The sequence below is a fragment of the Bacillus halotolerans genome, from assembly GCF_004006435.1.
Lineage (GTDB): Bacteria > Bacillota > Bacilli > Bacillales > Bacillaceae > Bacillus > Bacillus halotolerans.
The window spans coordinates 3,168,654-3,191,925 of the sequence record NZ_CP029364.1; the positions used below are offsets into that span (position 1 = coordinate 3,168,654).

Sequence of the window (23,272 nt, forward strand, 5' to 3'; positions counted from 1 at the left end):
AGGGAACATGCAAAAACAAAAACAAGAATTGCATCGCGGTCTGGAAGAAAGGCATATTTCTTTGATGTCTTTAGGGGCTGCCATAGGAGTGGGACTTTTCCTTGGCTCCGCATCAGCTATTCAATTAGCAGGGCCGGGTATTTTGGTGGCATATGCCTGCAGCGGCCTGGTTATGTTTTTTATAATGAGGGCGCTTGGGGAAATGGCGATTCAAAAGCCGGTCGCGGGCTCCTTCAGCAGGTATGCGCGTGACTACTTAGGTCCGCTCGCAGGTTACTTAACCGGGTGGAATTACTGGTTCTTATGGGTTGTAACCTGTATGGCGGAAATCACCGCTGTCGGAATTTATATGGGATACTGGTTTCCGGATGTGCCCAATTGGATTTGGGCATTGTCGGCGCTGGTGATTATGACTGGTGTTAATTTCCTCGCCGTAAAGGCGTATGGAGAGCTGGAGTTTTGGTTCGCATTGATTAAAATTGTCGCGATCCTTTCTATGATTGCTGTCGGTTTATTAATGATCATTACAGGAGTCGGCAATGGAGGCATTGCGACTGGCATCAGCAACTTGTGGAGCAACGGCGGATTTTTTCCTCATGGAATAAAAGGGGTTTTATTGTCACTTCAAATGGTGATGTTCGCGTATTTAGGCATAGAGATGATAGGGGTGACTGCCGGCGAAGTCAAAAACCCGCAAAAATCATTAGCGAAAGCAATTGATACGGTATTTTGGCGTATCTTGATTTTTTACGTCGGTGCTTTATTTGTTATCATGTCCATTTATCCGTGGCAGGAAATCGGATCGCAAGGAAGCCCTTTTGTACTCACGTTTGAAAAAGTGGGGATTCCATATGCGGCAGGCATCATTAACTTTGTCGTTCTGACGGCAGCGTTGTCTTCTTGCAACAGCGGCATATTCAGCACCGGACGTATGCTCTTTAACCTAGCGGAGCAGAGCGAGGCGCCAAAAGCATACGGTAAGCTGACCAAAGGCGGCATTCCGGGTAAGGCCGTACTGGCTTCTGCGGGTGCATTATTAGTCGGTGTGCTGTTAAACTATGTCGTGCCTGCGAAGGTATTTACTTGGGTCACAAGCATTGCGACGTTCGGGGCGATTTGGACATGGGCGATCATCTTGCTTTCTCAGATCAAATATCGTAAAGGCATGCAGCCAAAGGATCAAAAGCAATTAAAATATAAAATGCCTTTTTACCCATTCACGTCATATTTATCTTTGGCCTTTTTAGCATTTGTCATTATCCTGATGGCTTATAGCCCGGAAACAAGAGTCGCCGTAATTGTCGGTCCGATTTGGTTTCTGATTTTGATAGCCGTTTATTATGGCAAAGGCTTTCATAAGAAAAACGCAGCTGTGTCAACTGAACAACAGATCAGCTGACAAAAAGAGCTCCCGGAGGGCTCTTTTTTGTTTAAGTAAAGCTGCTCGTAGAGAGCAGAGAATAGGAATATGTTTTTTGCAGAGACTGCTTACAGTGGCGTCTTGTTTTTTATGATAAGATAAAAGTCACATGTTCATTTTTACATGTGAACGTTTTATGGAAAATTAAAAACCCGAACTGCATTTGGTTCGGGTCAGCGAAGGTTATCGCTTAAATAATATTTTGAAAAATGGTAAAGTAAAACGAAGATGGTCTTACATTTATTGAAGTGATTTATAATATTGACCCTTTGTTACATATTCAGACCGTATTCTCTGCATGTCTTTTCGGTCTTCATCCGTCAAAGGACGGATGACTTTTGCCGGGCGGCCGAAGGCTAGATGGCCTGGCGGAATGATTTTTCCCGGAGGAACAAGGCTGCCGGCACCGATAAATGCGCCTTCACCGATTTCGGCTCCGTCTAAAATGATTGAACCCATGCCGATTAAGGCGTTCTTGCGGATCACGGCGCTATGGAGTGTAACCTGGTGGCCTATCGTGGCGTCATCTTCAATGAGAAGCGTTCGGTTCGGGCTTTGATGGAGGCAGCTTAAATCCTGGATATTGACTCTGTTACCGATTCTGGTCGGGGCTACATCTCCTCTTATGACAACTGAGAACCAAATGCTGGATTGTTCCCCGATGACCACATCACCGGTAATTGTTGCATTATCGGCTACAAAAGCCGTTGGGTGGATTTCTGGCGTGTATTCCTTATAAGGGTAAATCATATATCTTTCATCCTTCTTTCTCTATTTAATTTTTGTATGAGGTGAACCGCATGTGGACCTGGAAAGCAGACAGACCTGTGGCAGTGATTGTTATGATCCACGGGGCAAGTGAACATCATGGACGGTATAAATGGCTGAGTGAAATGTGGAGATCTTCGGGTTATCACGTTGTAATGGGTGATCTGCCGGGACAAGGGACAACCACCCGGGCCAGGGGGCATATTCACTCATTTCAAGAATACATTGATGAAGTAGATACTTGGATAGATAAAGCGCGAACCTTTGAACTGCCTGTTTTTCTTCTCGGCCACAGCATGGGCGGCCTGATTGCGATTGAATGGTTTAAACAGCAGAGAAACCCCCGCATTACGGGAATTATTTTATCATCACCGTGTCTCGGGCTGCAAATTAAAGTCAATAAAGTGCTTGACCTTGCATCAAAGGGGCTGAATGTCATTGCTCCGTCGCTTAAAGTTGATTCAGGATTATCGATTGATATGGCGACACGCAATGAAGATGTCATCGAAGCAGGCCAGAACGATCCCCTCTTTGTGACGAAGGTTTCTGTCAGATGGTACAGAGAGCTGTTAAAAACTCTTGAGTCTGCCATGGTGCCGACAGAGGCTTTTCTGAGGGTGCCGCTTTTGGTCATGCAGGCCGGAGATGACAAGCTGGTCGATAAAACGAAGGTCATCAAGTGGTTTTCAGGGGTTGCTTCCCACAATAAGTCATATAGGGAATGGGAAGGGCTTTATCATGAAATATTTAATGAACCGGAAAGAGAAGACGTTTTTAAAGCCGCAAGAGCATTTACTGATCAATATATTTGAACTAGGGGGGTGCATGTGTTGACAGTACCGGAACATCCTTTTGGACTGATGGCAAAAGTATATCGTGATATTTTTCCGCTCGTTCATCAAGAGCTGAACATATGGAAGCAAAAATCAGAAGCAATTAAAAACAGTGAATTAAAAGCACAGGCAACCGCAAGTATTCGAGATAAAACGTTTCACTGCGAAGGCGGCGGCATATTGGCCTTATTGTCAGGAAATCATAAGCAGAAATGTGTTGAGTTCATCATCGCATACCAAACGATCAGCGATTACCTGGACAATTTGTGCGACCGCAGCACATCACTTGACCCGGAAGATTTTCGAATGCTTCACACCTCTATGCAGGACGCATTGACAGTGGGAGCTGAACCGCAAAATTATTATCAATTCAGGGACGAGCAGGATGACAGCGGATATTTGCAGGAATTGGTGAAAACGTGCCAGCGAGTCCTCGGTTCTATTGAACACTACGACATGATTAAACCTTATCTGCTTGAGCTTTGCGGCTATTATTGCGATTTGCAGGTGCATAAGCACGTTGTTGAGCATGAGCGTGTCCCGCGCCTTGAAAAGTGGTTTACCCAATATGAATCAGAGCTTCCCGAGATGGAATGGTATGAATTCTCAGCTTGTGCAGGCTCCACGCTGGGCATTTTCTGTCTTGTCGCATATTCGTTTCAGCCCGATTTTACTGAAAGCACCGCAAAAAAAATCCGCAACAGTTATTTTCCTTACATACAAGGTCTTCATATTCTGCTTGATTATTTGATTGACCAGGAGGAGGACTTGCTTGAAGGGGACTTGAATTTCTGCTCGTATTATCAGTCGCATGAAGAAATGATGAATCGGCTGCAGCACTTTATTCAGAAAGCCGATGAACATCTGCACGGCATTCCGCACGAAAACTTCCACCGCTTAATCAACCGCGGCTTGCTGGGTGTCTATTTGTCTGATGATAAAGTGGCGGGCCAAAAGGAAATGGGCCGGCTCGCGAAAAAGCTGATCAAAGCAAGCGGAAAAACCTCCTTTTTCTTTTATATCAACGGCAGAGCCTACAGAAAGTTTCAAAAAATGGCCTGGATGAAAAACTCAAAGAAAAAAGCTCAAATCATTTGCTGATTTGAGCTTTTTTTTCGATAGCAATAATAAACGGCGGGTCATTTTGCTGATTGATAAATCCGTATGTTAAGACACGGGCTGTTTGCTGATCCAAGTCCCGGCAAAAGTCGAGCACGTCGTTTTTTTCAGCTTTGCCTTCCGGGTGGCCGTGATAGACGACCAAAACAATCAGGCCTTCATCTTTCATGATGCTGAGAAGCTGTTCAATTGCTTGAATCGTTGAATTGCCGTTTGTCGTAATCGATTTGTCCCCGCCTGGCAGATAGCCGAGGTTAAACACAGCGGCCGCCACTTTGCCGTGTGTTTCCTGCGGAAGTGATTCAGCAATTTTGTCATGGCTTTTATGAAATAAAGTTGTCCGGTTTTGATAGGTGTCACCGAGCCGCTCCTTCGTATTGGCCACTGCTGATTCTTGTATATCAAATGCGTATACATGGCCGTTTTCACCGATAAGCTCAGCTAAAAACAGGGTGTCGTGCCCGTTCCCCATTGTGGCGTCAACAACGATGTCTCCATCCCCTGCGGCCATTTTTAGCAGCTCTTTACTGTAGGGAAGAATTTTTTTCAGAATCATAAGGCCGATTCCTCCTGAAGACGCTGAAAGAACTTACCTTGGTAGCTGCCGCGGTTTTCAAGTTCTTTATTGATAGCGCCAAGCACTTCCCATTTGTTCACACTCCACATTGGCCCAATCATCAATTCAATCGGCCCGTCACCAGTGATACGGTGTACAATCATTTCTGGCGGGATGATTTCAAGCTGGTCACAGACGAGCTGCACATAATCGTCTTGAGAGAGAAATTCCAGCTTTCCTTTTTCGTATTGCTTCACCATCGGCGTGCCCTTTAGCAGGTGAAGCAAATGGATTTTAATACCCTGGACGTCCAAATCTGCCACTGCTTTTGCCGTTTCCATCATCATATCGCGGTCTTCCAGAGGAAGTCCGTTGATTATATGCGAGCAGACGCGTATGCCGTGTTTTCTTAGCTTATTCACACCTTCAATGTAGCAGTCAAAGTCATGTGCCCGGTTGATCAGAAGAGCTGTGCGTTCGTGAACTGTCTGAAGCCCAAGCTCCACCCAAAGATACGTGCGTTCATTCAGTTCTGCCAAATACTCAACAACGTCATCCGGCAGGCAGTCCGGACGTGTGGCGATTGAAAGGCCGACCACATCATCGAGCGCGAGAACAGACTCGAATTTCTCTCGAAGCACTTCAACCGGAGCATGCGTATTGGTGAAAGCCTGGAAATAAGCGATATATTTCCCGTCCTTCCATTTTTCGTGCATGCGGTTTTTAATGTCGTGGAATTGCGTCATTAAATCATCGGCCCGGTTTCCTGCAAAATCACCGGATCCCGCAGCGCTGCAAAAGGTACAGCCGCCGTGAGCGACAGTGCCGTCCCGGTTCGGGCAGTCGAAGCCGCCGTCAAGCGCTACTTTAAATACCTTATGCCCGAAATGATCTCTGAGATGATAATTTAATGTATGATAGCGTTTTTCCGTATTTGAATAAGGAAAAGGATTGTTCTGAATCACGATTAATGTGCCTCCTTGCGTACAATTGCATCCTAAAATTGTAGCACGCATTTCATATGAGAACAAATGAATATCGACCATAAATTTCTTTATTGAATCATGTCTGATGAGGCTACACTATGGATGATGGATTGTTTCCATTACCAAGAGGAGGGGTTACTGTGGCAACAAGACAATCAGTAGATGAACATCTCCAACAATGTATGCAGGCGTATGATTATGCTGAAGAACAGCTGAAAATCGCTTCTAAACAAGAGCATTATAACGACCAAGAATACAGTGATGCGCAAATGCAGATTGAAAATGCGGTAAATGCCTTGAATAAATTATGGCTGTCATCAAATGATCAGCAGAGAGAACAGCTGTACAGAATGAGACTTCAGCTTCAAGCTTTGCAAAATAATATGATCTTGCAGCACCCTCTTGATGTGTAAGAAACGGACCCTTTTGATAAGGGTCCGTTTTTTTGTAAAAAAAGGATTGACTTTGCACAGTAAAGTATTTATTGTATTAAGTGTACTAATTGAAGTAATACACTATAGACACTGATGAAACAGTCATTTATATATTGAAATTAAGGGAGGCAGTTATGAAACATAAAAAACAAAACAAACGTAACGTGCCAATGCTGATCGCGGCATCTGTGATCGCTTGTTCTTTTTTTCTTGTACTCGTTATGATCGGTTTTGAATGGCAAAAAAGTATAATTGATCAGTTTTATCTATAAAAGGTTCAGATCGTATAGAAAGTAGGGAAGTAAATGATTCAAATCGATCCAAGAAGCTCAACGCCCATTTACGAACAAATTATTCAGCAAATGAAAGAGCTTTGTTTGAAAGGGATCATGAAGCCTGGTGATAAGCTTCCTTCTGTCAGAGAATTGGCGACGATCATTATTGCGAATCCGAATACTGTCAGCAAAGCGTACAAAGAGCTTGAGCGAGAGGGTATTATTGAAACGCTGCGTGGCAGAGGGACCTATATATCGGAAAATGCAAAAACGACACTGGTTGAAGGGAAGATGACGATGATTAAAGAGCAACTCAAACAGCTCATCATCGATGCACATTATGCGGGGGTTGAGCTGGATAAACTGCAAGAATGGATAAAAGAAATCAGCGCTGATGTGAAAGGGGGCAAGAGCGATGATTGAATTAAGACAGCTGTCAAAAACGATTGACGGAAATCAAGTATTAAAAGATGTTTCATTAACAATTAAAAAAGGAGAAATCTTCGGGCTGCTCGGCCGCAATGGGTCAGGCAAAACGACAATGCTTCGCTTAATCCAGCAAATCATTTTCGCCGACAGCGGGACGATTTTGTTTGACGGCGTAGAAATCAAAAAGCATCCGAAGGTCAAACAGAATATCATCTACATGCCTGTTCAAAATCCTTTTTATGATAAGTATACATACAAGCAGCTTGTTGACATCCTAAGAAGAATTTATCCGAAATTTGATGTCACGTACGCGAATGAGCTGATGAACAGATATGAAATTCCGGAAACGAAAAAATACCGCGAGCTGTCGACAGGTTTGAAAAAACAGCTGTCGCTCGTTCTGTCATTTGCGGCGAGACCGGCGCTGATTCTCCTTGATGAGCCCACGGACGGCATTGACGCGGTGACAAGACATGATGTGCTGCAGCTGATGGTTGATGAAGTGGCTGAGCGTGATACGAGCATTCTGATCACCTCCCATCGCCTTGAGGACATTGAACGGATGTGCAACCGAATCGGTTTTCTCGAAGATAACAGACTGACGAATGTGATGGATCTTGATGAGCTAAAAGAAGAATACATCAAAATTCAAATGGCGTTTGATACAGATGTCAATTTGGCTATCAGAGAGCAAAACATTCCGATGCTCGATCAGGCCGGTGTGTTTTACACGGTGCTGATCCCGAAAAGCGATGAGAAGAACAAGAGCTTTTTAAGAGAGCTGAAGCCAAAAGTGTGGAATGAGCTTCCTGTCAACCTAGAAGAAGTATTCATTGCGAAGTTTGGAGGGAAGCGGAGATGGTAGACCGAGGTCTCCTCTATCGAGAGTGGAAGCAGAATCAAGTGGTGATTGTGTTAAGTATTGTGTTTTTGGTGCTGGCAAATCCTTTAACGATTTATCACTCATATTCTTTAAACGAGTCATGCCTAGCACATTCAGATCCAAAACTGTGTGCATTTTTTGTAGATTACCACATAGACAGCATGATTCAAATCAATTGGGTGATAGGGATTATACTGGCAGTATGTTTGGTCGGGCTTGAACGTTCGAGAGGTACGATGGACTTTTTGTTAGGTCTTCCATATAAAAGAAGCCAAATTTTTCAAACGAAATTTTGGCTAGGCGCAGTTGTCCTTGTGCTTTCGCAATTAGTCGGATTTTTATTAGCATGGCTGCTGATTCTTTTCTTAAAACCTGAACAAGTAAACTTTTTTGAACATGGAAGCATCGGTGTTATGATCACCAGCATTATGTTTTACTCATTAGTAATGGCCGCTGGGACGTTAACTGGAAACGCTTTTGCTCAGTTGTTGACAGCTTTTGCAACTTCTGTATTGCCATATTTGATTATCGTTTTGCCTTTTTCAAATATAGAGATTATCTCAGGGATTCAAATTTGGAAAATGTTACCCAATGTTGAATATTACTTCGATTTTGAAAATAATTTGATGGACTTTTCCCCGATTGCTTATGTGGATTCAAGTTGGGTGGCGGAAAGTAAATACTTATTACTAATCCCTGCAGTGATGAGTATTCTCTTTTATTTCATTGGCTATATAAGTTTTATAAAACATCATAATGAGCGTAATGGATACTTTTTCTTATGGAAAACATTAGATCGACCTATCCAAATCCTTGTCATCGTGTTAGGAATCCTGGGTTTTGGTATAGTGGGGCATTCTGCTGGTGAATCCATAGCGGGTTACATTATCGGAATGATTATCGGAGGAATTGTCGGATTTTTGATCAGTTATTTTTCCATCTTTAAAAAAGTAAGACATTAAGATAACGGCTTAAAGTTTGGAGGGAAGTAAAATGCCGGATTCCGGTCTGCTTTATAAGGAGTGGAAACAAAATAAAGTCGCCTTAGTTATCACCATTTTGGTTTTTATACTAGGTAATCCTTTATCGATTTTAAATATGTATCTTACCTATCAAGGCTGTGTTACTGGAAAAGAAAATTGGGTCGGCCCCTGCGTATTCAGCGTTGATTATTTAAACAGCACATTTATCTCAGTATTTTGGATTTGGGGTGTGGTTTTGGCGGTCAGCCAGCTTGGGATTGAACGGAGCAAGGGCTACTTTGACTTTACATTAAGCCTTCCTTATACACGGGGGCAGATATTTAATGCGAAGTTCCTCACCGGCGGAATGGTTATTGTGATACCGCAACTCATAGGTTATGTTTTATCAGTTTTGCTGATTTTGTTTTTGAAGCCTGATCAGGCCGTTTATTTTCACAACTACAGCTTGGGAATGATCATTGTTAGCATGCTGGCTTATTCTTTGGTTATGGCTGGAGGAGCTTTGACAGGCAATATTTTTGCACAGCTGCTGGTCTCATTTACTGTCACCATCTTGCCTTTTTTAGTGATTACCCTTCCTGCGATTAATATGGATATCCTCTTTGGCGGGAGAGCGAGATTTCTAGATTACCCTATACCTGAATGGATGCAGTATATATTTCCGATCACATATGTTATTCCAAACTGGGTTGAAGATTCACCGAATTATTTAGTGATTCCGGCTGTCATGAGCATTATTTTTTACCTCATCGGGTACATCAGCTTCGTCAAACTGTCAAATGAACGAAACGGATATTTCTTTTTGTGGAAAGCATTGGATCGTCCGGTGCAAGTGATCGTCATTATCATTGGCATTTTGGGCTTCGGCTACTTTGGATTTGCTACAAGCGAGAGCTTTGCCGGCTATCTCCTTGGCATGGCTGCAGGTGCCTTGGTTGGTTTCTTCATTAGTTATTTTGCGATTTATAAAAAAATAAAACAGTTGTAAGGGAGAGAGAACATATGATAGATGTTCAGCATATCGACCATTCTTTCACGATCGGAAAAAAGGGCCGTGAGAATGAAGTTCCAGTATTGAAGGATGTCTCATTGAATGTGGCGAAAGGAGAAATCGCCTGTATCGTCGGACGAAGCGGGTCGGGGAAGTCAACGCTTCTGAATTTGATTTCAGGCTACATCTCACCGACAAAAGGGCGTATTGTGATTAACGGAACTGATGTCACGGGCTTTAATGAAAAGGAATGGGCGCAGTTCCGCCTTGAACACTTTGGGTTTATTTTTCAAAGCTTTCAGCTCATCCCGGGCTTAACGACGTATGAAAATGTCGAAATGCCGCTGGCGCTAAAAGGGATCAAACCGTCTGAGCGCAAGAAAAAGGTACAGGACATGCTGAAACGCGTCGGTCTTGAAAACCATGCTGCTCACTATCCTAATGAACTGTCAGGCGGCCAGCAGCAGCGTGTCAGCATTGCGAGAGCGCTGATTTTAAATCCGTCGATTATTTTAGCGGATGAGCCAACGGGAAGCCTTGATTCAGAAACGGAACAGGAAGTGCTGGAATTGATTCAGCAGCTGAACCGTGAGCGGGGCATTACATTTGTGATTATTACTCATGATGATGAAGTAGCTTCAATCGGACACTCAAAATTCCAGCTGCATGACGGTGTGTTAAAAGGAGGTATTACCGTTGAGATTTAAGGATCAGGTTCATTTTATCAGAAGAAATATGAAGAAAAACAGGCTCCGCGTCTTTATGACAATTCTTGCGACAACAATGGCGTGTGCGTTTTTGGTTGTGCTATCGTCTGTAGGATTTGGGATTCAAAAGACAATCACAGATATGACGATGAGCCAGCAAATTGTGACTAAAGTCAGTGTAATGGGCAAGGAAGGGGATAAGCCTATTAAAAAAGCTGATTTAGAGAAGTATGATCATGTAAGGTCAGTTGTAGAAAGAACGCAAGTGTATGAGCCAAACAAAGCAACTTTAGGCAATCGCACAAATGAAAGCTCTAATCTTATCTTTACCAATATGAACGATGAATTAAAGGCCAATATGGAATTAGAAAAAGGAAGAGTCGCAAAGTCGGAAAATGAAATCGTAGTAGGATACGACTTTGCAAAGAGATTATTGACGAAAAAAGAATCTGAAGCATATAACAAAAAAATCGAAGAAGCAAAAGGAAACCCCGAAGATATAGAAGAACCAAAGGGCTACACGAAAGACATCCTGAACAAAACGATCGAATTAAGTGTATCAAAAACAGATCCTAAAACAGGGGATGTTACGAAAACAAAAACATATGACTTTAAAATTGTCGGTATTACAAAAAAACCATCTCAAGATTGGATGGAGGATTCAAACATCTTCATTAGTGATCAGTTCAAGAAGGACTTTTCGGAATTTTTGGACTTCAAGGGCGGGAATGTTGAAAAAAATGTGGGCGTTTTTGCTGATAAATTTGAGAATGTGGAACAGCTGACAAATGATCTAACAGATGACGGATACTATGTCACATCAGTTACTACCGAGCTTGAAGGAGCCAACACCTTCTTCATGGTCTTCAAAATCGGCCTGATCTTTGTCGGATGTATCGCGGTTATCATTTCAGCCATTGGAATATTTAACACGATGACGATGGCGGTTACAGAAAGAACGCAGGAGATCGGCATTATGAAAGCGATTGGGGCAAGTCCGTCTATCATTCGCCGAATGTTCTTGATGGAAAGTGCGTATATCGGAATTTTAGGCTGTGTGATCGGGATAATCATTTCTTACGGCGTGAGCTACCTTGTCAACCTGGCCGTTCCGATGATTCTCGCGGCGACAAGCGGAGGCGAAGCGGGCGATCTGAATTATACGTTTTCTTATATTCCGCTCAGCCTTGTCATCATTGCGGTTGTGATTTGCGGCGGTGTCGCTGTGATCTCGGGTATGAACCCAGCCCGAAAAGCAACAAAAACCAACGTGCTGACAGCATTAAGAAGAGAATTGTAATCAGAAAAAGCCGGCTGAACCAGCCGGCTTTTCTGTATAGCGCATCAACAAGATTTGCTATACACTTGACATAAAAAAGGAAAAAGTGCGGTGAGTTCATTGTTTAAACTTTTGCTGATAGAAGATGATAAATCGCTGTTTCATGAAATCAAGGAGCGTTTAACGGGATGGTCCTATGATGTATACGGTATACAGGATTTCAGCCAAGTAATGCAGGAATTTGCGTCAATCAAACCTGATTGCGTCATTATTGATGTTCAGCTCCCTAAATTTGACGGGTTTCATTGGTGCCGGCTGATCCGTTCCCGGTCAAATGTTCCGATTCTCTTTTTATCCTCTCGTGACCACCCTGCTGATATGGTCATGTCGATGCAGCTGGGAGCGGATGACTTTATTCAAAAGCCGTTTCATTTTGATGTGCTGATTGCGAAAATCCAAGCGATTTTCCGGCGCGTGCATCATTATAATACGGAGCCGAGCACGATCAAAACATGGTGCGGGGCTGCCATAGACGCAGAGCAGAACCTCGTCAGCAATGACGAAGGTTCTGTTGAACTGACTAAAAATGAAATGTTCATTCTAAAACAGCTAATAGAACAAAAAAACAAGATCGTCAGCAGGGAAGAGCTGATCAGAAGCTTGTGGAATGATGAGCGTTTTGTCAGCGATAATACACTGACCGTCAATGTCAACCGCCTGCGGAAAAAATTGGACGAACTGCAGCTTGGAACATATATCGAGACGAAGGTCGGCCAAGGCTACATGGCGAAGGAAGAGGATCATTTCTATGATTAAAGCATTCCTCATCGAAAGACGAAGCTGGATTGCCGCATTTTTGCTGCAGCAAATTCTGATTTTGCTGATAGCCTTTGTTGATCCGTCTATTCCATTTAAAAATGTTCTTTATATTGTTTATTTGTGTGTCTTGATCTTTGTTGTGTTTGTTATCATCCGTTTTCGGAAAGAAATCGCATTCTATAAAAGCCTCGAAGAATGGGAAAATAATCTTGATGTCACAGCCATAAGTGAACCGGAAACGCCGTTTGAAGAGATGATTGAAAAAAGCATCACCGGACAAACGGAACAATTGAAGCAATCTGCATTGCAGAATCGCTTGGCATTAGAAAATGAAAAAGATGAACTGATGGCGTGGATACATGAGGTCAAAACGCCATTAACAGCGCTGCATTTAATCATCGATCGGATGGAAGACCCATCATTAAAAGCCCAGCTATCGTATGAGTGGCTGCGCATCCATCTGCTTCTTGATCAGCAGCTTCATCAAAAGCGCATGTCCTTTATCGAAAATGATCTGTCTTTAGAGATGATCAAGCTTAAGCCCTTGATTATCAAAGAGATCAGAGACTTGCAATCGTGGTGTATACAGAAAGGAATCGGGTTTGATATGCAGCTGGAGGCAGAGGAAGTCTTGAGCGATGCGAAATGGCTGGCCTTTATCATCAGGCAGCTGCTGACCAACGCCGTAAAATACAGTGAAGCCGCTGATATTGTGATCAACAGCTATGAAAAAGACGAACGGAAGGTTCTTGAGGTGAAAGATTTTGGACGGGGCATTGACAGGAAAGATGTCTCACGGATTTTTGATAAAGGGTTTACATCCACAACCGATCATCATAATCAGTCTTCTACGGGCATGGGGCTGTATCTGGCGAAGAGAGCCGCAGGACCGTTGCTGATCGATATCAATGTGCATTCAGAGCTTGGGGATGGAACAACCTTTACCTTAACCTTTCCGAAACGAAATCAATTCGAACGTGTCATTAGCGTGTGACGAAAATGTCACATGCTTTTCTTTTTTGTTCGCTTAATCGAAGGAAAAGCCCGTCAATCCTTTTTATAATAACATTATCCAATATAAAGGAGACTACGGAAATGATGATTTTAGAAGCGAATAAAATTCGAAAAAGCTATGGTAACAAGCTAAATAAACAGGAAGTGCTGAAGGGCATCGATATTCACATTGAAAAGGGCGAATTCGTCAGTATTATGGGTGCTTCAGGATCGGGCAAAACGACTTTGCTTAACGTTCTGTCCTCGATTGATAAGGTAAGCCACGGAACTATCAACATTAACGGAAACGAAATGACGTCCTTGAAGGAAAAGCAGCTGGCTGAATTTAGAAAACAGCACTTAGGCTTTATCTTTCAAGATTACAATTTGTTAGACACATTAACAGTGAAAGAAAATATCCTTCTGCCGTTATCGATCACGAAAATATCAAAAAAGGAAGCAAACCGCAAGTTTGAGGAAGTGGCGAAGGAATTGGGTATTTATGAATTGCGGGATAAGTACCCGAATGAAATTTCCGGCGGCCAGAAGCAGAGAACATCCGCCGGGAGAGCGTTTATTCATGACCCGAGCATTATTTTCGCTGATGAGCCGACCGGCGCGCTCGATTCAAAATCAGCCTCTGATTTATTAAACAAGCTGAGCCAGCTCAATCAAAAACGCAGCGCCACAATTATTATGGTTACCCATGATCCCGTTGCAGCGAGCTACTGCGGCAGAGTCATTTTTATTAAGGATGGTCTGATGTATACGCAGCTGAATAAAGGAGGCCAAGACAGGCAGACGTTTTTCCAGGATATCATGAAAACACAAGGCGTGTTAGGCGGGGTGCAGCATGAACATTAATCAGCTCATACTGCGAAATCTGAAAAAGAATATCAGAAATTATTACCTCTATGTGTTTGCTTTGATCTTTAGTGTGGCGCTTTATTTCGCATTTGTCACACTCCAATATGACCCGGCCATTAATGAAGTAAAAGCTTCCATTAAAGGCGCCGCGGCTATTAAAACCGCTTCAATTTTGCTTGTGGCTGTTGTATCAATCTTTATTTTGTACGCCAATACCATTTTTATTAAAAGACGGAGTAAAGAGATCGGGCTGTTTCAATTAATCGGAATGACAAAGCACAAAATCTTTCGAATCTTAAGTGCGGAAAACATCATGCTGTATTTCGGCTCGTTAGCCATCGGGGTTTTTGCCGGATTTTCAATCTCAAAGCTTGTGCTCATGATCTTGTTCAAAATCGTCGATGTCAAAGCTGATGCGAAACTGCATTTTTCTGAGCAAGCCTTGGTTCAAACAATCATTGTGTTCTGCGGCATTTACCTTTTGATTATGATCATGAATTATACGTTTATCAAAAAACAAAGCATTTTATCTTTGTTTAAAGTAACGTCTTCCACTGAGGATAAAGTGAAGAGAATCTCTTTTTTCCAGATGCTGATCGGGGCGCTGGGCATCGTGTTGATTTTAACGGGATACTACGTGTCTTCCGAGCTGTTTAGCGGAAAATTCAAGACCATAAACGAACTGTTTTTCGCAATGAGTCTTATCTTAGGTTCCGTCATTATCGGGACGTTTCTCTTTTATAAAGGATCGGTTACGTTTATCTCGAACATCATTCGGAAAAGCAAGGGCGGCTACTTGAATATCTCAGAGGTTCTGTCACTGTCATCGATTATGTTCAGAATGAAATCGAACGCTTTGCTTCTGACAATTATCACAACCGTTTCAGCGCTCGCCATCGGGCTGTTATCCCTTGCTTATATTTCGTATTACTCGGCAGAAAAGACTGCTGAACAAAATGTAGCGGCGGATTTTTCATTCATGAATGAGAAAGATGCCAAACGATTTGAAAGCAGTTTGAGTGAAAATGACATGTCGTACGTCAAAAAAGAAATGCCTGTCCTGCAATCGTCATTTGATCTCACAAATATCATGGATGGAACTTCGAAAGAGATGCAGAGCGATCCCAGCAACACACAGCTCGCTGTTGTTAGCGATAAAGATGTAAAAGGAGTCGATGTGGCGGCTGGGGAAGCGGTTTTCTCAGGATATACTGACTTGCTGCAAAAGATAATGGTTTTAAAAGACTCCGGCAGCATTAAAGTCAAAAGCAAGAATGAGACAAAATCATTACACTATAAAGGATTAAGAGAAGAGTTTCTTGTATCCTACACGTTTACAAGCGGGGGAATGCCCGCAGTCATAGTGGATGACAACCTGTTTAAACAGCTGAATAAAGATAAAGACCCTCGCATTCAGCTGGCGCAATCTGAATTTATCGGCATCAATATGAAACATGGAGATCAGCTTGAAAAAGCAAATGAGCTCTTTCAAAAGGTCAACAAGAAAGATCTACATTTATCAAGGCTGGATACAAGTATTGCGCAAAAATCTCTTTTTGGTATGGTCATGTTCATCGTTGGTTTCTTAGGATTAACATTTCTCATCACATCGGGGTGTATCCTTTACTTTAAACAAATGGGTGAAAGTGAAGAAGAAAAACCGAATTATACCATCCTAAGAAAAATCGGTTTTACACAGGGCGACCTGCTGAAGGGGGTACGCATCAAACAAATGTATAACTTCGGCATTCCATTGGTGATCGGCCTCTTTCACAGTTACTTTGCCGTACAATCCGGCTGGTTCTTATTCGGATCAGAGGTATGGTCGCCGATGATTATGGTGATGGTGTTATATACTGCACTCTATTCTATTTTCGGTATTCTGTCGGTTCTTTATTATAAAAAGGTGATTAAGTCGGCATTGTAAAACAGTAAAAGCTCCAGAGAACTGGAGCTTTTTTGTTTATCGTTTCGGCGCCCGATACCCGGCTGCCTCAGCCTCTTCAACTGAACAAAACATTTCAGCTGGGTCTGTCGTCCGGTCATAGTATGTACTGCCCGGCGTATGATAAATGCCGTTTTTGCTGCCTTTGATAAGACAGCCTTCTGCTGTATCAGCTGAGCTGGTTTCGTTGCTTTTATTTGTGCTGGTTGAAGAATGTTCGCTGTTTTCTTTTGTGCTGGCTGTTCGGTTTTGTGCCTCTTTTAATTGCTTTTCAAGTTTTGTTTTATCTTGTTGAAGGGCTTCATTTTCAGCCTTTGCTGTTTTGGTATCATCTTTGAGCTGTTTTTGTTTTTCTTGAAGTTCTTTATTTTCTGCTTTTAATGATTTCTGAGTCTTTTTTAGTTCACTATTTTCTATCTCCAGCTGCTTGAGCTTGTCTTGATCTTTTGTGTCGTCTTTCAGTTTCTTTGCTTCAGAGCTGATGGCTTCATACTCTTTCTCAAGTGCTTCATGCTCTTGTTTAAGACTTTTATATTCAGTGTTTAGTGCTGAATATTTTTTATCAGCATTTGCTGCGGCAGCGTCAGGTTCTGTCAAAGCTGCTCCGGTGAAGACCAGAATGAGGCCTCCAATGAAAAGCGGCCAAAAGAGTTTTTTAGAGAATCGTTTTTCTTTTTTCAGCACATATCTGACGAGATGGTACACTCCATACCCAAGCGAAAAGAGAAATGCAAAAAAACCGAGGAATGCGAATGCCATTTCCATGAAAATTACCCCTTTTTCTATTTATTTTACAATTTTCGAACAATATTTGTTAGATTTTTTCACACTCATCTGTTGAAAAATATGAGATAGACAGATAGAATGAATGTGCTATGATAACTGGATTCGTACGGAGCCTGTTGAGGTTTCCGTTTTTTCATGAGCTTTTATAGATAAGAAAGGGGGATCAGTATGCCGCGCGCATTGAAAATTTTAGTGATAGGGATGTTTATTAATGTGACGGGTGCATCCTTTTTATGGCCGCTTAACACGATTTATATTCATAATCATTTAGGAAAGTCATTAACGGTCGCGGGGATTGTCCTTATGCTGAATTCCGGCGCCAGTGTGGCAGGGAATTTATGCGGCGGGTTTTTGTTTGATAAAATCGGCGGGTTCAAATCCATCATGCTCGGAATTGCGATTACGTTAGCAAGTCTGGTGGGTCTCGTCTTTTTTCATGATTGGCCGTTTTATATTGTGCTGCTTACGATTGTCGGGTTCGGTTCGGGTGTTGTTTTTCCGGCCAGTTACGCAATGGCTGGATCAGTGTGGCCTGAAGGGGGAAGAAGGGCATTTAATGCGATCTATGTCGCGCAAAACGCAGGTGTTGCCGTCGGTTCTGCGCTTGGCGGCGTGGTGGCGTCTTTCTCGTTTTCATACGTATTTTTGGCGAATGCCGCGCTGTATGTGGTCTTTTTCTTTATCGTATATTTCGGATTTCGAAATATTCAGACGAAGGATGTGTCTCAAACGTCTGTGCTTGATTATGACGCTGTAAGCAGCAAAGCAAAATTTACGGCTCTGGTTATTTTGAGCAGCGGGTATGTGCTCGGATGGCTGGCATATTCTCAATGGTCTACCACCATTGCATCGTACACGCAAAGCATCGGAATGTCTCTTTCTTTATATAGTGTGCTGTGGACGATTAACGGAATTTTAATTGTGGTTGGACAGCCGCTTGTCAGCTTTTTTGTGAAAAAATGGGCTGAGTCGCTGAAAGCGCAAATGATCATTGGTTTTGTCATTTTTATTGTGTCTTACAGCATGCTGCTGACTGCGAAGCAATTTCCAATGTTTCTGGCTGCCATGGTGATCTTGACCATCGGGGAAATGCTTGTTTGGCCTGCCGTGCCGACGATTGCCAACCAGCTTGCGCCTAAAGGGAAAGAAGGATTTTATCAAGGGTTTGTGAACAGCGCTGCGACAGGTGGCAGAATGATAGGGCCTTTGTTCGGAGGAGTGCTCGTCGATCATTCCGGCATTCACGCTCTTGTTTTATCACTTTTGGTTTTGCTTATGATCAGCATAGCCACGACGATTTTATACGACAAACGGTTAAAATCAGCTGATAAAGCGAATAAGCAAGCTTCAGTTTCTTCATAAGAAAGATCCCGCCGGATGAGCGGGATCTTTTTACATAATCGGAAGCACGTTCACGGCATCCTTTACATTAGAATATGTTTTCAGCGATGAGAAATTGGCATCCAGTTTATTCATTTTCATAGCCAATTCGGGCTTAATGCCGGTAATGATTAATTCGGTACCGGTCAATTTCAGCAAATGGCTCAGCTTGAAAATCTGGTCGGCGGTTTGTTCATTTACTTGGGCCAATCCTGATAAATCAATGATCAAATAATCATCTTTGGATGTTGATAAGATATTCGTCAATGTGCTGACGATGGAATTAAATCGCTCCTCTGTCAGGTTGCCGACTAGCGGAAGAGCCGAAATGCCGTTGCGAATCGGCACGATAGGAGTTGAAAGTGCAGTAATTTCTGTGAGGGAATCCTCGAGAAGCTTTTCATACTCTTTTTGCTTGGTGATGTCTTTTTGAATTCCGACAAAATAGGTTTTGTCTTCTATTTCCAGCGGATCAATATTTAACTCATTCCAGAACATCGTTCCGTCTTTTTTGTAGTTTTGAATCTGAACTGTAACCGGTTCTTTATTTTGTAAACCGGCTCTGATGTTGTCCACTTCACCAGCGTCTGTATCTTTCCCCTGTAAGAAGCGGCAGTTCTTTCCTAAAATTTCCTTGGCCTCATAGCCGGTCATTTGAACAAAGCCTTGGTTTACGTAGACAATCGGATTATCTTCAAGTGAAGGATCTGTAATCACTACACCGACTCGCGCGTGATCAAGCGCTTTTTTGATGATGTCCAGCTGTCCTTTTATTCCGAATGATTGAAAACTAGCCATATAATTCCCCCTTAGTCCGCCAGCTTGCTATGCGAAAGCCTGATATTCCCCTTTTTTTAATGAATTCTACAGTAACCGTAGCACAACACATGTTCTGATTCAAGCAAGCGCAGTTTGTTGTTTGTCATTAGGGCTTGTCCTCGTATACACTAAAAATAAGAACAGAGTTTGAACATATGAACGGAAAGGTTTCTACATGCTAAATAGGTGACTAGGTCAATGTCACTGGGTGAAAAATGAATCCAATGCATCAAGCTTACCGATCATGTGTTCACATATAATGGAAGAAACAAGCTTTTTTCAGATTTGCCAGTATGTAGATATCGAAAATCATCGGAATCGTTTAAGGGGGCTGGATGGCCTGAAGTCGCTTTACGAAATAAGGGCTTTAGGAAGGTGATGATGAAGATGCTGCATCAGGTATTAATTGCTTGTGTAATTGGAGGAATCATGGGGATTCTCGGTCATGTGAAAAAGAGAGGCAGACTGGAGAAACCTAGGATGACGAAGCGGTTTATCTATCTTGGATTTTTGGAAGATTGGTTTATCGGCATGACGGCTTCCATTTTACTTGTACTATCCGCTGACCCCGATTCAGGAATTCAACTTGTCATCTTATCCATTATCTCAGGCTACGGCGGTGAAGCTGTTCTCAGAAGCTTTGATTTTGTAAGAGAAATGAACAGCGGCGGCGAACCGGCCGAGTCGAAACGTCAAACCAAAACTCCACCAGAATAATTGTCCTCAATCTTCGCCCGTTCAGGGTACATTCCCATTGTATACAAACCTGCTTGCACTTATGAACAGAATTCTATAAAATACAGTTAAGATTACGGTTGCGATAAGAACAATGAAGAGGAGCAGTAAGAAGCAGATATTGTTTCAGAGAGTTGACGGCTGGTGAAAGTCAATCAAGTTTGTTTCCGAACTCACCTCAGAGTTGCAGCGGTGAAAAGCCGCTGACGCATAACTGCGTTAAAAGTATCAAGTGAGTGCGGCGTCTGCCGCGCTAACGAGGGTGGTACCGCGGGAAAACGAAAGTCTCTCGTCCCTTTTAGGGATGAGGGAGTTTTTTTTAGTTTGGGAATATTCTGAATATAATTGTCCCTTTCCCGTCAATACTTGAACCATAAAACGCCGTATTCAATCAGAAGGAGGTTTTTACTTTGAGTTTTCAGCACAAAGAGATAGAAAAGAAATGGCAAAATTATTGGCTGGAAAACAAAACATTTGCCACTCTTGATCATAATGAGAAACAAAAATTTTACGCGCTGGACATGTTTCCTTATCCGTCTGGAGCGGGTCTGCACGTCGGACACCCTGAAGGCTATACAGCAACGGATATCCTCTCCCGCATGAAGCGCATGCAGGGGTATGACGTTCTTCATCCGATGGGCTGGGACGCATTCGGTCTGCCGGCTGAGCAATACGCTCTCGACACCGGGAATGACCCGGCAGTGTTTACGAAGCAGAATATTGATAATTTCCGCCGCCAAATTCAGGCGCTCGGTTTTTCATATGATTGGGATCGCGAAATCAACACGACAGATCCTGAATACTATAAATGGACACAATGGATTTTCTTAAAGCTTTATGAAAAGGGCCTTGCTTACGTTGATGAGGTGCCGGTAAACTGGTGCCCTGCACTCGGTACGGTTCTTGCCAACGAAGAAGTCATCGACGGAAAGAGTGAACGCGGCGGCCATCCGGTCGAAAGACGCCCGATGAAGCAGTGGATGCTGAAAATCACAGCTTATGCGGACAGGCTTCTTGATGACTTGGAAGAGCTTGATTGGCCGGAAAGCATTAAAGACATGCAGCGCAACTGGATCGGCCGTTCTGAAGGTGCGCACGTTCATTTTGGCATAGACGGACATGATGAATCATTTACGGTGTTTACAACAAGACCTGATACATTGTTTGGCGCTACATACACTGTACTTGCTCCGGAGCATGCATTGGTAGAAAAAATCACAGCTGCTGAGCAAAAAGAAGCTGTCGAAGCTTATATCAAAGAAATTCAATCAAAGAGTGACCTTGAGCGCACGGATCTCGCGAAAACAAAGACAGGCGTCTTCACGGGAGCTTATGCGATCAATCCTGTAAACGGTGAAAAACTGCCGATCTGGATCGCAGATTACGTTCTTGCTTCATACGGAACAGGTGCAGTCATGGCTGTTCCCGGTCACGATGAGCGTGATTTTGAATTCGCCAACACATTCGGCCTTCCAGTCAAGGAAGTCGTGAAAGGCGGAAACGTGGAAGAAGAAGCGTACACAGGCGACGGAGAGCACGTAAACTCTGACTTCCTGAACGGGCTTAATAAACAGGAAGCGATTGAAAAAATGATCGCTTGGCTGGAAGAAACGAAAAACGGCGAAAAGAAAGTCACTTACCGTCTGCGCGACTGGCTCTTCAGCCGCCAGCGCTACTGGGGCGAGCCGATACCGATCATTCATTGGGAGGACGGAACGTCAACAGCTGTGCCGGAGGAAGAACTGCCGTTGATTCTGCCGAAAACAAACGAAATCAAACCGAGCGGCACCGGCGAATCACCGCTTGCGAACATTAAAGAGTGGGTTGAAGTCACAGACCCTGAAACAGGGAAAAAAGGAAGAAGAGAAACGAATACAATGCCGCAGTGGGCGGGAAGCTGCTGGTATTTCTTGCGCTACATTGATCCGCACAATCCGGATCAGCTGGCATCACCTGAGAAAATGGAAAAATGGCTTCCGGTTGATATGTATATCGGCGGCGCGGAGCATGCTGTGCTTCACCTTCTGTATGCCCGTTTCTGGCACAAGTTCCTTTATGATATCGGGGTAGTGCCGACGAAAGAACCGTTCCAAAAGCTGTATAACCAAGGAATGATTCTCGGTGAAAACAACGAGAAAATGAGTAAGTCAAAAGGGAACGTTGTCAACCCTGATGAAATCGTTGCCTCTCACGGCGCTGATACGCTGAGATTGTACGAAATGTTCATGGGACCGCTTGATGCTTCAATTGCCTGGTCTGAATCAGGCTTAGACGGCGCACGCCGCTTCCTTGACCGCGTATGGCGCTTGTTTGTTGAAGACAGCGGTGAGCTTAATGGCAAAATCGTTGAAGGCGCCGGTGAAACATTGGAGCGCGTCTATCATGAAACAGTCATGAAAGTGACAGACCACTATGAGGGCCTGCGTTTTAACACAGGTATTTCTCAGCTGATGGTCTTTATCAATGAAGCCTACAAAGCGTCAGAGCTGCCGAAGGAATATATGGAAGGTTTTGTGAAGCTTCTTTCTCCTATCGCGCCTCACCTCGCGGAAGAGCTGTGGGAAAAATTGGGCCATAGCGGTACGATTGCATATGAGGCTTGGCCTGTATATGATGAAGCAAAACTTGTTGACGACGAAGTTGAAATCGTTGTTCAGCTGAACGGAAAAGTGAAAGCGAAACTACAGGTTCCTGCAGATGCGACGAAGGAACAGCTCGAACAGCTTGCTCAAGCAGATGAAAAGGTCAAAGAGCAGCTTGAAGGCAAAACCATTCGTAAAATCATCGCGGTGCCTGGCAAGCTTGTCAATATTGTGGCAAACTAATCCTGGAAAAATCCCCTTTGTCAAAAAGGGGATTTTTTTCATCAGTCTCAAAATAGCAATCGTCCAGCTGACTTTGATATACTGAACATGATTATTGGTGAATAGGAGTGTTTTCTTTGGAAATAAAAGAAATCAGCACAGCTGCTTTGCAAGACAAAATCGAGGCGGATGAAGAATTGTATTTGATTGATGTCAGAGAAGATGAAGAGGTTGCGGAAGGCATGATCCCGCAAGCGGTTCATATTCGCATGGGGGATATTCCTGAAAAAATGGACACCCTCGATAAAGACAAAGAGTACACTTTTATCTGCCGATCAGGGATGCGCAGCATGAATGTCTGCAGGTATTTGGATGAGCAAGGCTTTAAAACAGTCAACGTAGAAGGCGGCATGATGGCCTGGGAAGGCGAAACGAAACCGAAAAACTAGGGGAGAGATCAC

General features: G+C 43.3%; 24 protein-coding genes and 1 other annotated feature. Of the genes, 19 read left to right on the forward strand and 5 right to left on the reverse strand.

From position 1 onward, the window contains the following. Positions 1 to 7 precede the first annotated feature (7 nt). Positions 8 to 1,399, forward strand: a complete 1,392-nt coding sequence (gene alaP / locus DIC78_RS16305) for an alanine permease AlaP (RefSeq protein ID WP_127696614.1) — start codon at positions 8 to 10, stop codon at positions 1,397 to 1,399. Positions 1,400 to 1,660: 261 nt separating this feature from the next. Here the strand turns inward: alaP and DIC78_RS16310 are convergent, their stop codons facing one another. After that, positions 1,661 to 2,170, reverse strand: a complete 510-nt coding sequence (locus DIC78_RS16310; protein ID WP_059291785.1) for a gamma carbonic anhydrase — start codon at positions 2,168 to 2,170, stop codon at positions 1,661 to 1,663. A 50-nt stretch (positions 2,171 to 2,220) separates the two neighbouring features. On the opposite strand from DIC78_RS16310, the gene DIC78_RS16315 reads away from it, so the two are divergent. Both DIC78_RS16315 and tbcS read left to right on the forward strand, forming a co-directional pair. After that, complete coding sequence (locus DIC78_RS16315; RefSeq protein WP_106020304.1) at positions 2,221 to 3,000, forward strand: alpha/beta hydrolase; 780 nt, start codon at positions 2,221 to 2,223, stop codon at positions 2,998 to 3,000. Positions 3,001 to 3,018: 18 nt separating this feature from the next. Beyond that, positions 3,019 to 4,122 carry a tetraprenyl-beta-curcumene synthase gene (gene tbcS, locus DIC78_RS16320; RefSeq protein WP_106020351.1) on the forward strand — a complete coding sequence of 368 codons (1,104 nt, stop codon included), beginning with the start codon at positions 3,019 to 3,021 and terminating at the stop codon, positions 4,120 to 4,122. Here the strand turns inward: tbcS and mnmM are convergent. Together mnmM and mnmL are read right to left on the reverse strand one after the other, a co-directional pair. Beyond that, positions 4,112 to 4,696, reverse strand: a complete 585-nt coding sequence (gene mnmM, locus DIC78_RS16325) for a tRNA 5-(aminomethyl)-2-thiouridylate-methyltransferase MnmM (protein ID WP_106020303.1) — start codon at positions 4,694 to 4,696, stop codon at positions 4,112 to 4,114. The genes tbcS and mnmM overlap by 11 nt on opposite strands. Then, positions 4,693 to 5,661: a tRNA modification radical SAM protein MnmL/YtqA gene (mnmL, locus tag DIC78_RS16330; protein ID WP_127696615.1), complete on the reverse strand. Its 969-nt coding sequence runs from the start codon at positions 5,659 to 5,661 to the stop codon at positions 4,693 to 4,695. The genes mnmM and mnmL overlap by 4 nt, the downstream gene beginning before the upstream one ends. 161 nt (positions 5,662 to 5,822) lie before the next feature. Here mnmL and DIC78_RS16335 point away from each other — a divergent pair, with 161 nt between their 5' ends. From DIC78_RS16335 to bceB, 12 genes are all read left to right on the forward strand, one after another. Next, positions 5,823 to 6,095, forward strand: a complete 273-nt coding sequence (locus DIC78_RS16335) for a YtzC family protein (RefSeq protein WP_010331570.1) — start codon at positions 5,823 to 5,825, stop codon at positions 6,093 to 6,095. Positions 6,096 to 6,250: 155 nt separating this feature from the next. After that, positions 6,251 to 6,388, forward strand: coding sequence for a hypothetical protein (locus tag DIC78_RS16340; protein WP_127696616.1), 138 nt, complete (start codon positions 6,251 to 6,253; stop codon positions 6,386 to 6,388). Positions 6,389 to 6,421: 33 nt separating this feature from the next. Continuing rightward, positions 6,422 to 6,814: a GntR family transcriptional regulator YtrA gene (gene ytrA / locus DIC78_RS16345; RefSeq protein WP_024122575.1), complete on the forward strand. Its 393-nt coding sequence runs from the start codon at positions 6,422 to 6,424 to the stop codon at positions 6,812 to 6,814. Continuing rightward, positions 6,807 to 7,685, forward strand: coding sequence for an ABC transporter ATP-binding protein YtrB (gene ytrB, locus DIC78_RS16350; protein WP_127696617.1), 879 nt, complete (start codon positions 6,807 to 6,809; stop codon positions 7,683 to 7,685). Before ytrA ends, ytrB begins: the two co-directional genes overlap by 8 nt. Then, positions 7,679 to 8,665, forward strand: coding sequence for an ABC transporter permease subunit (locus DIC78_RS16355; RefSeq protein ID WP_127696618.1), 987 nt, complete (start codon positions 7,679 to 7,681; stop codon positions 8,663 to 8,665). The genes ytrB and DIC78_RS16355 overlap by 7 nt, the downstream gene beginning before the upstream one ends. 31 nt (positions 8,666 to 8,696) lie before the next feature. Beyond that, positions 8,697 to 9,674 (forward strand): ABC transporter permease YtrD, encoded by a 978-nt coding sequence (gene ytrD, locus DIC78_RS16360; RefSeq protein ID WP_127696619.1) that lies wholly within the window; start codon positions 8,697 to 8,699, stop codon positions 9,672 to 9,674. 14 nt (positions 9,675 to 9,688) lie between these two features. After that, on the forward strand, positions 9,689 to 10,384 hold the full coding sequence (gene ytrE, locus DIC78_RS16365; protein WP_024122571.1) for an ABC transporter ATP-binding protein YtrE: 696 nt from the start codon (positions 9,689 to 9,691) through the stop codon (positions 10,382 to 10,384). Then, on the forward strand, positions 10,374 to 11,684 hold the full coding sequence (gene ytrF, locus DIC78_RS16370) for an ABC transporter permease YtrF (protein WP_106020299.1): 1,311 nt from the start codon (positions 10,374 to 10,376) through the stop codon (positions 11,682 to 11,684). Before ytrE ends, ytrF begins: the two co-directional genes overlap by 11 nt. A 99-nt stretch (positions 11,685 to 11,783) precedes the next feature. Continuing rightward, positions 11,784 to 12,479: a two-component response regulator BceR gene (gene bceR, locus DIC78_RS16375; RefSeq protein WP_095714597.1), complete on the forward strand. Its 696-nt coding sequence runs from the start codon at positions 11,784 to 11,786 to the stop codon at positions 12,477 to 12,479. Continuing rightward, positions 12,472 to 13,476, forward strand: coding sequence for a sensor histidine kinase (locus tag DIC78_RS16380; protein ID WP_127696620.1), 1,005 nt, complete (start codon positions 12,472 to 12,474; stop codon positions 13,474 to 13,476). The genes bceR and DIC78_RS16380 overlap by 8 nt, the downstream gene beginning before the upstream one ends. A gap of 101 nt (positions 13,477 to 13,577) precedes the next feature. Further along, on the forward strand, positions 13,578 to 14,339 hold the full coding sequence (gene bceA, locus DIC78_RS16385; RefSeq protein ID WP_024122567.1) for a bacitracin ABC transporter ATP-binding protein BceA: 762 nt from the start codon (positions 13,578 to 13,580) through the stop codon (positions 14,337 to 14,339). Next, the gene (gene bceB, locus DIC78_RS16390; RefSeq protein ID WP_127696621.1) at positions 14,329 to 16,269 is read left to right on the forward strand and encodes a bacitracin ABC transporter permease BceB; all 1,941 of its coding nucleotides are present in this window, start codon (positions 14,329 to 14,331) and stop codon (positions 16,267 to 16,269) included. The genes bceA and bceB overlap by 11 nt, the downstream gene beginning before the upstream one ends. Positions 16,270 to 16,305: 36 nt before the next feature. Here the strand turns inward: bceB and DIC78_RS16395 are convergent, their stop codons facing one another. Then, positions 16,306 to 17,052, reverse strand: a complete 747-nt coding sequence (locus tag DIC78_RS16395) for an LMBR1 domain-containing protein (RefSeq protein ID WP_106020296.1) — start codon at positions 17,050 to 17,052, stop codon at positions 16,306 to 16,308. A 189-nt stretch (positions 17,053 to 17,241) separates the two neighbouring features. Between DIC78_RS16395 and DIC78_RS16400 the strand changes: the two genes are divergently transcribed. Further along, positions 17,242 to 18,435 (forward strand): MDR family MFS transporter, encoded by a 1,194-nt coding sequence (locus DIC78_RS16400; RefSeq protein ID WP_044153739.1) that lies wholly within the window; start codon positions 17,242 to 17,244, stop codon positions 18,433 to 18,435. 30 nt (positions 18,436 to 18,465) lie between these two features. On the opposite strand, the gene ytvA is transcribed toward DIC78_RS16400, so the two are convergent. Further along, entirely contained in the window at positions 18,466 to 19,251 is a 786-nt protein-coding gene (gene ytvA / locus DIC78_RS16405; protein ID WP_127696622.1) for a YtvA family blue-light photoreceptor, read from the reverse strand. Between the two features lie 402 nt (positions 19,252 to 19,653). Here ytvA and DIC78_RS16410 point away from each other — a divergent pair, with 402 nt between their 5' ends. The 3 genes from DIC78_RS16410 to DIC78_RS16420 all read left to right on the forward strand — a co-directional run bounded on the left by DIC78_RS16410 (position 19,654) and on the right by DIC78_RS16420 (position 23,260). After that, positions 19,654 to 19,989, forward strand: a complete 336-nt coding sequence (locus DIC78_RS16410) for a DUF4257 domain-containing protein (RefSeq protein WP_003223352.1) — start codon at positions 19,654 to 19,656, stop codon at positions 19,987 to 19,989. 103 nt (positions 19,990 to 20,092) lie between these two features. Beyond that, positions 20,093 to 20,307, forward strand: a binding site (T-box leader). A 110-nt stretch (positions 20,308 to 20,417) separates the two neighbouring features. Beyond that, the gene (gene leuS / locus DIC78_RS16415) at positions 20,418 to 22,832 is read left to right on the forward strand and encodes a leucine--tRNA ligase (RefSeq protein ID WP_095714558.1); all 2,415 of its coding nucleotides are present in this window, start codon (positions 20,418 to 20,420) and stop codon (positions 22,830 to 22,832) included. Between the two features lie 116 nt (positions 22,833 to 22,948). Next, positions 22,949 to 23,260 carry a rhodanese-like domain-containing protein gene (locus DIC78_RS16420; RefSeq protein WP_127696623.1) on the forward strand — a complete coding sequence of 104 codons (312 nt, stop codon included), beginning with the start codon at positions 22,949 to 22,951 and terminating at the stop codon, positions 23,258 to 23,260. Positions 23,261 to 23,272: the final 12 nt, after the last annotated feature.